Annotated in this window: 11 protein-coding genes; 6 read left to right on the forward strand and 5 right to left on the reverse strand. The window is 72.5% G+C overall.

The features are described from left to right. Positions 1 to 191: 191 nt before the first annotated feature. A complete protein-coding gene (locus OG453_RS30990) occupies positions 192 to 1,664 on the reverse strand; it encodes a PLP-dependent aminotransferase family protein (protein ID WP_266871872.1) in 1,473 nt (490 codons plus the stop codon). Between the two features lie 106 nt (positions 1,665 to 1,770). Here OG453_RS30990 and OG453_RS30995 point away from each other — a divergent pair, with 106 nt between their 5' ends. Then, positions 1,771 to 2,349 carry a universal stress protein gene (locus tag OG453_RS30995; RefSeq protein ID WP_266871873.1) on the forward strand — a complete coding sequence of 193 codons (579 nt, stop codon included), beginning with the start codon at positions 1,771 to 1,773 and terminating at the stop codon, positions 2,347 to 2,349. A gap of 22 nt (positions 2,350 to 2,371) precedes the next feature. Here the strand turns inward: OG453_RS30995 and OG453_RS31000 are convergent, their stop codons facing one another. Continuing rightward, entirely contained in the window at positions 2,372 to 3,022 is a 651-nt protein-coding gene (locus OG453_RS31000; RefSeq protein WP_266871874.1) for a response regulator transcription factor, read from the reverse strand. Next, positions 3,019 to 4,221 (reverse strand): sensor histidine kinase, encoded by a 1,203-nt coding sequence (locus OG453_RS31005; RefSeq protein ID WP_266871875.1) that lies wholly within the window; start codon positions 4,219 to 4,221, stop codon positions 3,019 to 3,021. Before OG453_RS31005 ends, OG453_RS31000 begins: the two co-directional genes overlap by 4 nt. A 204-nt stretch (positions 4,222 to 4,425) precedes the next feature. On the opposite strand from OG453_RS31005, the gene OG453_RS31010 reads away from it, so the two are divergent. Together OG453_RS31010 and OG453_RS31015 are read left to right on the forward strand one after the other, a co-directional pair. Then, complete coding sequence (locus OG453_RS31010; protein WP_266871876.1) at positions 4,426 to 5,505, forward strand: ABC transporter permease; 1,080 nt, start codon at positions 4,426 to 4,428, stop codon at positions 5,503 to 5,505. Beyond that, positions 5,502 to 6,251 carry an ABC transporter ATP-binding protein gene (locus OG453_RS31015; protein ID WP_266871877.1) on the forward strand — a complete coding sequence of 250 codons (750 nt, stop codon included), beginning with the start codon at positions 5,502 to 5,504 and terminating at the stop codon, positions 6,249 to 6,251. Before OG453_RS31010 ends, OG453_RS31015 begins: the two co-directional genes overlap by 4 nt. Before the next feature lie 159 nt (positions 6,252 to 6,410). On the opposite strand, the gene OG453_RS31020 is transcribed toward OG453_RS31015, so the two are convergent. Continuing rightward, positions 6,411 to 7,226 carry an IclR family transcriptional regulator gene (locus OG453_RS31020; RefSeq protein ID WP_266871878.1) on the reverse strand — a complete coding sequence of 272 codons (816 nt, stop codon included), beginning with the start codon at positions 7,224 to 7,226 and terminating at the stop codon, positions 6,411 to 6,413. 392 nt (positions 7,227 to 7,618) lie between these two features. Here OG453_RS31020 and allB point away from each other — a divergent pair, with 392 nt between their 5' ends. Further along, on the forward strand, positions 7,619 to 8,962 hold the full coding sequence (gene allB, locus OG453_RS31025; RefSeq protein WP_266871879.1) for an allantoinase AllB: 1,344 nt from the start codon (positions 7,619 to 7,621) through the stop codon (positions 8,960 to 8,962). 5 nt (positions 8,963 to 8,967) lie between these two features. Beyond that, the gene (gene alc / locus OG453_RS31030) at positions 8,968 to 10,101 is read left to right on the forward strand and encodes an allantoicase (protein ID WP_266871880.1); all 1,134 of its coding nucleotides are present in this window, start codon (positions 8,968 to 8,970) and stop codon (positions 10,099 to 10,101) included. A gap of 104 nt (positions 10,102 to 10,205) precedes the next feature. Here alc and OG453_RS31035 read toward each other — a convergent pair whose 3' ends face one another. After that, positions 10,206 to 10,946, reverse strand: coding sequence for an SDR family oxidoreductase (locus OG453_RS31035; protein WP_266871881.1), 741 nt, complete (start codon positions 10,944 to 10,946; stop codon positions 10,206 to 10,208). Positions 10,947 to 11,143: 197 nt separating this feature from the next. Between OG453_RS31035 and OG453_RS31040 the strand changes: the two genes are divergently transcribed. Continuing rightward, complete coding sequence (locus tag OG453_RS31040; protein ID WP_266871882.1) at positions 11,144 to 11,752, forward strand: dihydrofolate reductase family protein; 609 nt, start codon at positions 11,144 to 11,146, stop codon at positions 11,750 to 11,752. Positions 11,753 to 11,905: the final 153 nt, after the last annotated feature.

Consider the following 11,905-nt stretch of genomic DNA (forward strand, 5'->3'; position numbering starts at 1 on the left):
CGACTACCCCGCAGTCGCCCGTCCTCGTTGTGGGCAGGCGTTCCTGATTACCCCGCGGTGCGGGGCGTGACGTAGGGACGCCTGGCCTGCCCGCCCCCCCGTTGTGGGCAGGCGTTCCGCATGGCGGAACGGGTGGGCACAACGGGTAACCGCCGGGTGCCGATGGAGAGGCGGTGAGGGATACGGAGAGCTCAGGCCACCCAGTGGCGAGGTGCTCCCGCCGTGGAGGGGGCAACGAGACCGCCCCCGCCCAGCGCCGCAGCCAGCCTCAGCACAGCCTCCTCACCCAGCGCCGCAGGCAACGCGTACGGAATCCGCAGCCGGTGCTCATGCGTGCCGGGGTCCGCCCCGAAGCGGGCCCCGCCCTCGATCCGCACCCCGTGGCCCAGCGCCGCCTCGGCCAGCGCCGAGGAGATCGGACGCCCCAGGTCCACCCACAGGGAAAGCCCGCCAGGCGGCAACTTCCAGCGCCACTCGGGAAGATGACGGGAGAGCGCCGCGGCCAGCGCGTCCCGCTGCGCCCGCAGCCGCGGCAGCCGCTCCCGCAGCACCTCGTCCATGCCCGCGATCAGCTCCACCGCGACCAGCTGGTCGATCACCGGGGTCGCCATGTCGGACGGCACCCGCGCCATCGCAAGCTCCGTGATCAGCCGTGATCCCGCGCGCACCCAGCCGATCCGCAGCCCGCCCCAGTGCGTCTTGCTCAACGAGCCGACGGTGACGACCTGTTCACCCACACCGTGCGGCGCGAGCGAGGCGAAGGGCGCGGGCGGCGGACCGTCGAGCGCGATGTCGGCGATCGTCTCGTCGATCAGGAGCCAGCTGCCGGTGGCGCGGGCCGACTCCAGGATGCGCAGCCGCTGCTCACGCGGCATCAGACTGCCGGTGGGATTCTGGAAGTCGGGCACCAAGTACGCGATACGGGGCGCCGCCTGACGGAGCGTCGACTCCACGAGTCCGGTGTCCCAGCCGGTGTCGGTGACCGGCACGGGCGTGGCGCGCAGCCCCGCGCGGCGGATCGCGTCCAGGGCGTTGGGGTACGAGGGGTTCTCGACCAGGACGCGGTCGCCCGGCCTGCCGAGCAGGGCGAGGGTGAGGGACAGCGCGTGCTGCGCGCCGGTGGTGATCAGGATCTGGTCGGGGATCGTCGGAAGCCCGCGCCGCGTGAACCGCTCGGCCACGGCTTCCCTCAACTCCGGGAGACCGTAAGGGTGGTAGCCCGGGGTCGACGCGTGCCGGGGCAGCACGGCACCGGCCGCGGCAAGGGCCTGGCCCAGCTCCGCCTCGGGCGCGCCGGGCGCCGCCACCGCCAGGTCGAGCATGCCGTCCCCCACGGGGAACACGGCCACGCCTGCGGGACGCCGCCCGTCGGGCAGCTCGGTCCAGGTGCCCGCGCCGCGCCGGCTGCGGGCGAAGCCGCCCTCGCGCAGCAGGTCGTACGCCGCGGTGACGGTGGCCCTGCTGACGCCCAGGGCCGTGGCGAGCTCGCGCTCGGCGGGCAGGCGGGTGCGCAGCGGGATGCGGCCGTCCAGGAGGAGGGTGCGGACACCGTGGGCGAGCGCACGGTAGCCGGGGCGTTCCCCGGCCGTGCCGGTCACGAGCGCGGACAGCCGCCCGCTGCCCAGGCGCCGGTCCACATCGTGGATCCCTCGTACGTCTGCCATGCCACCTCCCGCTGATTGGCCCTGCTGGCCAGGCCAATCAGCGTACAGAATCGGGACCGGTACGCCGCATTGGCCTGGTGCGGCGGCTGACGGGGAGGTGTGCGGCATGGGAGCGCGGGTTGTGGTCGGGGTGAGCGGATCGCTGGCGAGCCTCGCGGCCCTGCGAGCGGCGGCGGGGGAGGCGCGGCGCGCGGGGCGGGTGCTTGTGGCGGTGATCGCGTGGGAGCCGCCGGAGGGGGAGGGACTGTATGCCCGTCGCCCGGACCGGGCGTGGGCCCGCCACTGGGAGGCCGAGGCGCGGGCGACCCTGGACCGGGCCTTCGAGGAGGCGTTCGGCGGGGCGCCGCGAGGAGTGACCGTCGAACGCCGGGTGGTGCGGGACCGGCCGGGCCGCGTGCTGTGCGGCCTGGTGGAGCACGGCGACGATCTGCTCGTCCTGGGCACAAGACGCCGCTGGAGCAGAACAGGCCGCCACGTGCACGCGCACGCGGGCTGCCCGGTGATGACGGTCCCGGGCCCGTCGGTACCGAAGCGCGCCCGCCGCACCCTGCGAAAGGCCCGCGCGGCGGACTTCTCGGCGCCGGCACCCTTCCCCGACGTATCCGGAACATCCACGCGCCGCGGAGCCCGGACGTTCCGCCCCCTGGACCCACGCCGCGACGGCCTCGACCACCGATCGGGCTGAGACCGGGGCCACCGCATCCCCGCTACGGGCGGCCCGCCGCCCTGATCAGGCCCCGGCCCGTCGCCACGGCGACCGCCGCCGTGCGGGAGTCGACGTTCAACTTCGCGTAGATGTGCACCAGATGCGATTTCACCGTCGCCTGGCTGAGGAACAGCTGCTTGCTGATCTGGTGGTTGGAGAGGCCGTCGCGGACCAGTCGCAGAACCTCCAGTTCGCGCAGGCTCAGGGCCTCGCCCGGGGCCCGCATGCGGTCCATCAGGCGGTGCGCGATGGCGGGGGCCAGCGCCGACTGGCCCGCCGCGGCCGTGCGGACCGCGGCGGCGAGCTCCTCCGGTGGCGCGTCCTTGAGGAGGTAGCCCGCGGCGCCCGCCTCGACCGCCGCGAGGATGTCCGCGTCCGTGTCGTACGTGGTGAGGACCAGGACGCGGGGCGCGCCCGGCACCGCAGTGATCGCCGCGGTGGCCTGCGAGCCGTGCATGCCGGTGCCGAACTGGAGGTCCATCAGGACGACGTCGTACTCGCCGGTGGCGGACAGGGAGACGGCCTGCTCGGCCGTCGGCGCCTCCGCCACGACGGCGAAGTCCGGTTCCGTGTCGAGGACCGCGCGCAGCCCGGCACGGACCACGGGGTGGTCGTCGGCGAGCAGCAGTCTGATGGGGGCCGAGGACGTCACAGCGCGGCCTCCATCGCAGCGGGTGCGGGCGCCGGCAGAGGGAGTGTGACCGCCACCGCCGTGCCCTGGCCCGGTGACGACTCCACGCTCAGCGTTCCGCCGAGCGACCGTGCCCGGGACCGCATCGCGGGCAGTCCGAATCCGCCGTCGCCGCGCGGCGCGGACGCCGGGTCGAAGCCCCGTCCGTCGTCCACCACGTCCAGGGACACCGACGTGTCCATGAAGCTGAGGGTGATCTCGGCGCGGTCCGCCTCCGCGTGCCGGACGGTGTTCGCGAGGGCGGACTGGGCGGTGCGCAGGAGGGCCACCTCGTAGGGGGTGGGGAGTTCGGTGGGCGTGCCGCTGACCGTGAACTGGACCTTGGTGCCGTGCGACGTCGTCGAGAGCCGCTCCAGGGCCGCGGCCAGCGAGCCGTGCTCCAGGTCCGGCGGGCTCAGCGCGCGCACGAAACGGCGTGCCTCCGCGAGGTTGTCCTGCGCGGCGGTGCGGGCCTGCTCGATGTGCGGGGCGGCGGGGGAGCCGGCAGGCAGCGCGCGTTGCGCGGCGCGCAGCAGGAGCTGGATGGAGGACAGGCCCTGGGCGAGGGTGTCGTGGATCTCGCGGGCAAGGCGCTCACGCTCGGCGAGGGTGCCCGCGGTGCGCTCCGCGGCGGCGAGTTCGGCCCGCGTCGCCATCAGCTCGTCGATCAGCTCGCGGCGGCGCTCGCTCTCCCGGTACAGCGCCTGGTACCCGAGGACGGTGGCGACCGCGACGGCGGCGCCGAGCGGCGGCCCGATGAAGATGCCCGGCGAGACGGGAGAGGCGGGCGAGCTGTGGAGGAGATAGCTGGCGATGGCGGCCGCGGCGGTCAGCGCGACGGCGGGCAGCGCCCAGCGGACCGGCAGGAGATGGAGCAGCAGGAAGTAGAGCGGGAACGCGGCCCACAGCCCGTCCGGGGACAGGGCGAGCAGCACCACCCAGCAGACGCCGAGCGCCGCGAGCCACACCGCGGCCGCACGCCGTGAGCGCGCCACGGCCGGGCTGAGCGTGCCCGCCGCGTACACGGCGCCCATGGCGAGGACGGCCCCCACGACGGCACCGCCGCGCGGCGCCCCGTCGGCGACGGCCCGCACCGCGGGCAGCGCGAGCAGTCCGGCGAGCAGCGCGTGCAGACAGAGCCGCAGGACGAGCGCGACGGGCGTGCGCTGAACGGCGTTCATGGTCACCTCCCGCGGGGTGCGGTGGTCGGGAGGCCGAGGGCCTGCGGTGGGGGGCCTGGGGCTGGACAGAGCCCTGTCCAGCGTAGGCGGACGCCCGTCCTTTCCCGTCAACCGAAAGTTGGAAAGCGGGCTCCCTCCTTCGATTCGGGTGAAGCGTGCTGTGGCGCGATGCCCGGTGCGGCCCCGCGGCCGCAGGGTTGAGGCATGTTCGTCGCATGGAGAGACCTGCGGTTCGCCAAGGGGCGGTTCGCCCTGATGGGAGCCGTCGTCGTGCTCATCACTCTGCTCGTGGGGCTGCTTTCCGGGCTCACCGCCGGGCTCGCCAAGGAGAACACCTCCGCCATCACCGGCCTCCCCGCCGACCGGATCGCCTTCGCCGCGCCACCGGGCGGCCAGTCCGTCTCCTTCACCCAGTCACAGGTGGAGCAGCGCGCCTGGGAGACCTGGGCGGCCCGGCCCGGCGTACGGTCCGCCGAGCCGATCGGCATCAGCACGCTCAACGCCACCGCCGGTGACCGCTCGGCCGCCGTGTCCGCGTTCGGTGTCGGGCCCGACTCCGGGATCGCGCCGGACGGCCTCGCACCCGGGCAGGTCGTGCTCTCCCACAAGGCGGCAGCCGACCTCGGCGTCGGCCCCGGCGACGACGTACGCATCGGCGCGGTGAAGGAGCGCGTCGCGCGGGTCGCGTCGGACGCCTCGTACAGCCATACGCCCGTCGTGTGGACCCCGCTCGACGACTGGCAGGCGCTCGGCCACCGGGGTACGTCGATGGACGAGCAGGCCACGGTCATCGCGCTGCGCACCGACGGCGGTGCCGACATCGCCGCCGGGGACAAGGCGGCGGGCACGGAGAGCAGGACCCTCGACGGTGCGCTCACCGCGATCGGCTCCTACCAGGCGGAGAACGGTTCACTGCAGCTGATGCGCGGCTTCCTCTTCGTCATCTCCGCGCTGGTGATAGGGGCGTTCTTCACCGTGTGGACCATCCAGCGCGCCGGCGACATCGCGGTCCTGAAGGCGCTCGGCGCGTCCACGCCCTCTCTGCTGCGGGACGCGCTCGGGCAGGCGGTGCTGATGCTCGCCGTCGGGACGGCACTGGGTACGGGGATCGCCGCGGCCGTCGGTTCTGTGATCAGCGGCGGTGACGTCCCCTTCGTACTCGATCCGCCGACCGTCCTGTGGCCCGCCGCCGTACTGATCGCCCTCGGGGCGCTCGGCGCGGGCCTGTCCGTCCGGCGGATCACCGCCGTCGATCCGCTGACCGCGCTGGGGAGTGCCCGATGAGTCCGACCGGTCTGACCCTCGAAGACATCACGCTGACGTATCCGGACGGGGAGGGGCGTCTCACCGCCCTCGACGGCGTCGGCATCGACGTCCCCGCGGGAACGCTGACGGCGGTCGTCGGGCCCTCGGGCTCCGGGAAGTCCAGCCTGCTCGCGGTGGCGGCGACGCTGGTGACGCCCGACCGGGGGCGGGTCGTGGTCGACGGTAGGGAGACAGGCGCGCTGTCCCGCGCCGAGCGGGCGGAGCTGCGGCGCGTGCGCATGGGCATCGTCTTCCAGCAGCCGAACCTGCTTGCGTCGCTGACGGCGCTTGAGCAGCTGCAGCTGATGACGCGTCTGGGCGGGCGTGGTCGCCGCCGGACGGCGGAAGTGCGGGAGCGGGCCCGGGAGTTGCTGTCGGAGGTGGGGCTTGCCGACCTCGCGCATCGCCGGCCGCATCAGCTGTCCGGCGGTCAGCGGCAGCGGGTCGGCATCGCGCGGGCGCTGATGAATGCGCCTGCGGTGCTGTTGGTCGATGAGCCGACCAGCGCGTTGGACCATGAGCGGGGGGCCGCGGTGATGGATCTGCTGGGGAGGCTCACGCGGGAGCGGGGGACGGCGACGGTGCTCGTCACGCACGACCGTGCGCGGTTGGCTGTCGCCGACAGGGTGGTGGAGATGGTGGACGGGAGGCTGGGGGCTAGGGCGGCGGGTCTCTCCCCAACCCCGCCCCTTCCCGGCTGTGACATTTGCGGCTCCGCCGCGTGAGGGGGCAAGCCCCCGGACCCCCGGGTGGGCACCCGGGGGTGAACCGGGGCTCCGCCCCGGACCTCGGTCCTCAAACCGTCGGAGGAATCTGATCCGCGGGCCGTCCGTGGCTGGTCGCGCAGTTCCCCGCGCCCCTTGCGGGGCGCGGTACCGCGACAGTTACGCCGCCGGGCCCGAGCTCGCCAAGGCCGCGGACAGTTCCACCGCCACCTCCTGGAGGACCGGGACGATCTTGTCCACGGCTGCCTCCGTCACGCGGCCCGCCGGGCCGGAGATCGAAATGGCCGCCGATGTGGGGGAGTTGGGCACCGACACCGCCAGGCAGCGCACCCCGATCTCCTGTTCGTTGTCGTCGACCGCGTACCCCGCCCTGCGGACCTCCTCCAGCGCGTCCAGGAAGCCGTCGGGCGTGGTGATCGTCTTCTCCGTCGCGGCCGGCATGCCGGTGCGGGCGAGCAGGGCCCGCACCTCCTCCGGCGGGGTGTGCGCGAGGAGGGCCTTGCCCACGCCCGTGGAGTGGGGCAGGACCCGACGGCCCACCTCGGTGAACATCCGCATGGAGTGCTTGGACGGCACCTGCGCGACGTACACGATCTCGTCCCCGTCGAGCAGCGCCATGTTCGCCGTCTCGCCGGTCTCCTCGACCAGGCGGGCGAGGTAGGGCCGCGCCCAGGTGCCGAGGAGGCGCGAGGCCGATTCGCCGAGGCGGATCAGCCGCGGGCCGAGCGAGTAGCGGCGGTTGGGCTGCTGACGTACGTAGCCGCAGGCGACGAGCGTGCGCATCAGGCGGTGGATCGTGGGCAGCGGGAGGCCGCTGCTGGCGGAGAGCTCGCTGAGACCGACCTCGCCACCCGCGTCCGCCATCCGTTCGAGCAGGTCGAAGGCGCGCTCAAGGGACTGAACACCACCGCTGGCAGCGGGCGGCTTGGAGGCAGCGACTTCGGTGGAGGCGTCGCTTGCGCTTGACGTCGGCACGGCGCGGTCCTTTCGGGGCTGACGGGCAAGGCAGCAGCCTACCGGGCGGTTCTTCGCGGGGTCCTGTGATCGCCAAGGCGTCTTGGCCGGTCAGGGGCCCTTTGTCCGCTTCTCCGCAGGAGCGGCCGGTGATCGCTCGGCGGTCCGGTTGTGCGTAGCTACGTTCTCTCTTTCGGAATCCTATTTCCACTTTGTGGAAACGTCCAGGGTGTTCCAGGTGACCTCTTGACGGGTCAGGGGTGGACATGAAGACTGATTCAACAGAACGTTGAATTCCGTTTAGCGGAACCGAAAGGTCTGTGTAGCGGAAGAGAACGGACGACGAAGATGGGCAAAAGACAGGCAAACGTCGGCAAACGGCGACGGACAACAGCTAAGAGAGGGCGTTGAGGGTGGACGTTGAACTGGTGCTGCGCTCGACTCGCGTCATCACCCCGGAGGGAACCCGCGCCGCGTCGGTGGCGGTCTCCGGCGGGAAGATCACGGCCGTGCTCGCGCACGACGCCGACGTACCGGACGGTGCCCGGCTCGAAGACTTCGGGGACGACGTCCTGCTTCCCGGCCTCGTGGACACGCACGTCCATGTGAACGACCCGGGCCGCACGGAGTGGGAGGGGTTCTGGACCGCGACGCGCGCCGCGGCCGCCGGCGGCATCACCACCCTCGTCGACATGCCGCTCAACTCCCTGCCGCCGACCACCACGGCCGACAACCTGCGCACGAAGCAGGACGTCGCCCGCACCAAGGCGCACATCGACGTCGGCTTCTGGGGCGGCGCCCTGCCCGACAACGTCCGGGACCTCAAGCCCCTGCACGACGCCGGCGTCTACGGCTTCAAGTGCTTCCTCTCGCCCTCGGGCGTGGACGAGTTCCCGCACCTGAACCAGGACCAGCTCGCCGCCTCCATGGCCGAGATCGCCGGCTTGGGTGCTGATGGGGGCCTGCTGATCGTGCACGCCGAGGACCCGCACGAGCTGGACGCCGCCCCGCACAAGAGCGGCCCGAAGTACACGGACTACCTGGACACCCGGCCGCGCGTCTCCGAGGACGTCGCGATCGAGGGCCTCATCGCCCAGGCCAAGCGGCTCGGCGCCCGTATCCACGTACTGCACCTGTCGTCGTCCGACGCACTGCCGCTGATCGCCGCCGCCAAGCGCGAGGGCGTCAAGCTCACCGTCGAGACCTGCCCGCACTACCTCACGCTCACCGCGGAGGAAGTCCCGGACGGGGCAAGCGAGTTCAAGTGCTGCCCGCCCATCCGCGAGGCCGCCAACCAGGACCTGCTCTGGGCCGCGCTCGCCGACGGCACCATCGACTGCATCGTGACGGACCACTCCCCGTCCACCGCTGACCTCAAGACCGACGACTTCGCGACCGCGTGGGGCGGCATCTCCGGGCTCCAGCTCAGCCTCCCCGCCATCTGGACCGAGGCCCGCAAGCGCGGCCACAGCCTCGAGGACGTGGTGCGCTGGATGTCGACGCGCACCTCCGAACTGGTCGGACTCGACCAGAAGGGCGCCATCGAGGCCGGCCGCGACGCCGACTTCGCGGTCCTCGCGCCCGACGAGACCTTCACCGTGGACCCCGCGGAGCTGCAGCACCGGAACCGAGTCACGGCGTACGCGGGCAAGACCCTCAGCGGCGTCGTGAAGTCCACCTGGCTGCGCGGCGAACGCATCCTGCACGGCGGCGAGTTCAGCGAACCCGCAGGCCGACTTCTGGAAAGGAACAACTGATCACCGTGACGGCGCAGCGCATATCCCCTTTGGCTTCTTTCACCGGCGACGCGAGCCCCTACGGCGGCGGCGACCCGTACGCGGACTACCGCACCGCCGACTTCCCCTTCACGCAGTACGCCAACCTCGCCGACCGGCAGCTCGGCGCGGGCGTGATCGCCGCCAACGACGAGTTCTTCGCGATGCGCGAGAACCTGCTCCTGGCGAACGACGCCGAGTTCGACCCGGAGCACTTCGGGCACAAGGGCAAGGTCATGGACGGCTGGGAGACCCGCCGCCGCCGTGGCGTCTCCGCCGAGCGCCCGTGGCCGACCGCCGACGACCACGACTGGGCCCTGGTACGCCTCGGTGCCCCCGGCGTCGTACGCGGCATCGTCATCGACACCGCCCACTTCCGCGGCAACTACCCGCAGGCCGTCTCCGTGGAGGCCACCTCGGTCGCCGGTTCGCCGACGCCGGAGGAGCTCCTCGGCGACGACGTGAAGTGGACGACCCTCGTGCCCCGCACGGCGGTCGGCGGCCACGCGGCGAACGGCTTCGCCGTGGACGTCGAGCAGCGCTTCACGCACCTGCGCGTCAACCAGCACCCCGACGGCGGCATCGCCCGCCTGCGCGTGTATGGCGAGGTCGTCGCCGACCCCAAGTGGCTCGCGGCGCTCGGCACGTTCGACGTCGTCGCCCTGGAGAACGGCGGCCGGGTCGAGGACGCGTCCGACCGCTTCTACTCCCCGGCCACCAACACCATCCAGCCGGGCCGCTCCCGCAAGATGGACGACGGCTGGGAGACGCGGCGCCGCCGCGACACCGGCAACGACTGGATCCGCTACCAGTTGGTCGCCCAGTCGGAGATCCGCGCCATCGAGATCGACACGGCGTACCTGAAGGGCAACTCGGCGGGCTGGGCGTCTCTTTCGGTACGTGACGGCGGCGAGGACGGCGAATGGGTCGAGGCCCTGCCCCGCACCCGCCTGCAGCCCGACACGAACCACCGCTTCGTCCTGGACACCCCGGCGGTGGGCACGCACGTCCGCGTCGACATCTTCCCGGACGGCGGCATCTCGCGGCTGCGGCTCTTCGGTTCCTTGACGGAGGCGGGCGGGGTCGCCCTGACCGCGCGCCACCAGGAGCTGGGCGGCTAGTTCCGCACCGACGATCACCGGCTCCGCCGAGTTCGTCCTCAAACGCCGGACGGGCTAAGTCTCTTCAGCCCTCCGGCGTTTGAGGAGCGGGGCCGCCCCTACGCCTACGCCCCATACCCTCCGTCCGCCACCAACTCCGCCCCCGTGATGAACCCCGCTTCCTCCCCCGCCAGATAGGCGACGAGCGAAGCCACCTCGTCGGCGGAGCCGAAGCGGGCCAGTGCCGTGGCCGCTCGCTGCGGGGCGGCGAACGGGCCGTCCGCCGGGTTCATGTCCGTGTCGATCGCCCCGGGATGCACCACGTTCACCGTGATCCCGCGGCCCGCGAGCTCCCGCGCCAGCGGCTTGCTCATCCCCGCGAGCGCCGCCTTGCTCATCGCGTACAGCGTCCCGCCGGGCCCGCCCGCGAACCGCGCGAGCGCCGAGCCGGTCGAGATGATCCGGCCCCCGTCGGCAAGCCGCCCGGCCGCCGCCTGGGAGGCGAGGAACACCGCGCGTACGTTGATGTCGAGCACCCGGTCGACATCGGCGAGCGCCAAGTCCCCGATGGGGCCGAGCACTCCGATGCCCGCGTTGTTCACCAGGATGTCGAGCCGGCCCAAATCATCCGCCGCGCGCTCCACCGCGCCCGCCGCGTCCCCGGGATCAGCCGCATCCGCCTTGATGGCGAACCCCCGCTGCCCCGCCGACTCGATCTTGGCGACGACATCGAGAGCGGCGGCCTCCCCATGGACGTATGTGATGGCCACATCGGCACCCTGCTGGGCAAGCCGCAAAGCGATCGCCGCGCCGATACCGCGGCTGCCGCCGGTGACCAGGGCCGTCTTACCGGTCAGTGAAGACATGTCGGAACCTCATCATCTACAGAGCGAGAGAAGTGCTTGCGGTTTCAATGGAAGCGGGCGGCGCGCGCCGTGGCTGGCGGGAAATGGACAGCGATTTGCCGGGGCCCGCCGGGGTGCGATGACTTCCGGGCAGGCGCAGGGTCTGAGTAGGTGAAGGAACCGCAGAGGCGGCACGCACCCGGAAGAGAGGCCTCGCCATGAAGCTCACGCTCACCCAGTTCCAGACCCTCGACGGCGTCATCCAGGCGCCCGGCGGCCCGGAGGAGGACCGCGTCGACGGCTTCGAGCACGGAGGCTGGTCGGTGCCCTTCGGCGACGACGACTTCGGCCGGTTCATCAACGGCGTCTTCGACCGCGCCGACGCCTTCCTGCTCGGGCGGCGTACGTACGACATCTTCGCCTCGTACTGGCCCAAGATGACCGACCCGGCCGACCCGGTCGCCTCCCGGCTCAACGCGCTGCCCAAGTACGTGGCCACCACCACGCTCACCGGCAGCGACTGGGAGAACACCCACCTCATCGGGCGCGAGGACATCGCCAAGGACGTCGCCCTCCTCAAGGAGCAGCCCGGCCGCGAGCTCCAACTGCACGGCAGCGCGGGCCTCGCGCAGTCCCTCCTCGCGCACGACCTGATCGACACGATCCACCTGTTGACGTTCCCCGTGGCCCTCGGCACCGGCAAGCGCCTCTTCGCAGACGGCGGCCTGCCCACCTCGTTCAGGACCACCGCGTCGAGCCTGAGCTCTACGGGCGTCGTCATCAGTACGTACGAGCGGGCGGGGCGCCCCGAGTACGGCACCTACTGAGCGCTCCGCGGGATGTACGGCATTCGTCCGCGGGTCCGTCGTGGCTGGTCGCGCCCACGCGGCGGAGCCGCATATGTCGCAGCCCCGCGCCCCTTCGGGGCGCTGCCCCTTCCCGGCGTGATCTCCGACGGATACGGTGATCGACCCACGTGA

This window comes from Streptomyces sp. NBC_01381, assembly GCF_026340305.1.
Classification (GTDB): domain Bacteria; phylum Actinomycetota; class Actinomycetes; order Streptomycetales; family Streptomycetaceae; genus Streptomyces.

Coding starts and splice junctions, on each gene's coding strand:
- OG453_RS31040 (WP_266871882.1), top strand. CDS start 11,144: ATGAAGCTCACGCTCACCCAGTTCCAGACCCTCGACGGCGTCATCCAG.
- OG453_RS30995 (WP_266871873.1), top strand. CDS start 1,771: ATGGGAGCGCGGGTTGTGGTCGGGGTGAGCGGATCGCTGGCGAGCCTC.
- OG453_RS31005 (WP_266871875.1), bottom strand. CDS start 4,221: ATGAACGCCGTTCAGCGCACGCCCGTCGCGCTCGTCCTGCGGCTCTGT.
- OG453_RS31015 (WP_266871877.1), top strand. CDS start 5,502: ATGAGTCCGACCGGTCTGACCCTCGAAGACATCACGCTGACGTATCCG.
- OG453_RS31010 (WP_266871876.1), top strand. CDS start 4,426: ATGTTCGTCGCATGGAGAGACCTGCGGTTCGCCAAGGGGCGGTTCGCC.
- OG453_RS30990 (WP_266871872.1), bottom strand. CDS start 1,664: ATGGCAGACGTACGAGGGATCCACGATGTGGACCGGCGCCTGGGCAGC.
- OG453_RS31035 (WP_266871881.1), bottom strand. CDS start 10,946: ATGTCTTCACTGACCGGTAAGACGGCCCTGGTCACCGGCGGCAGCCGC.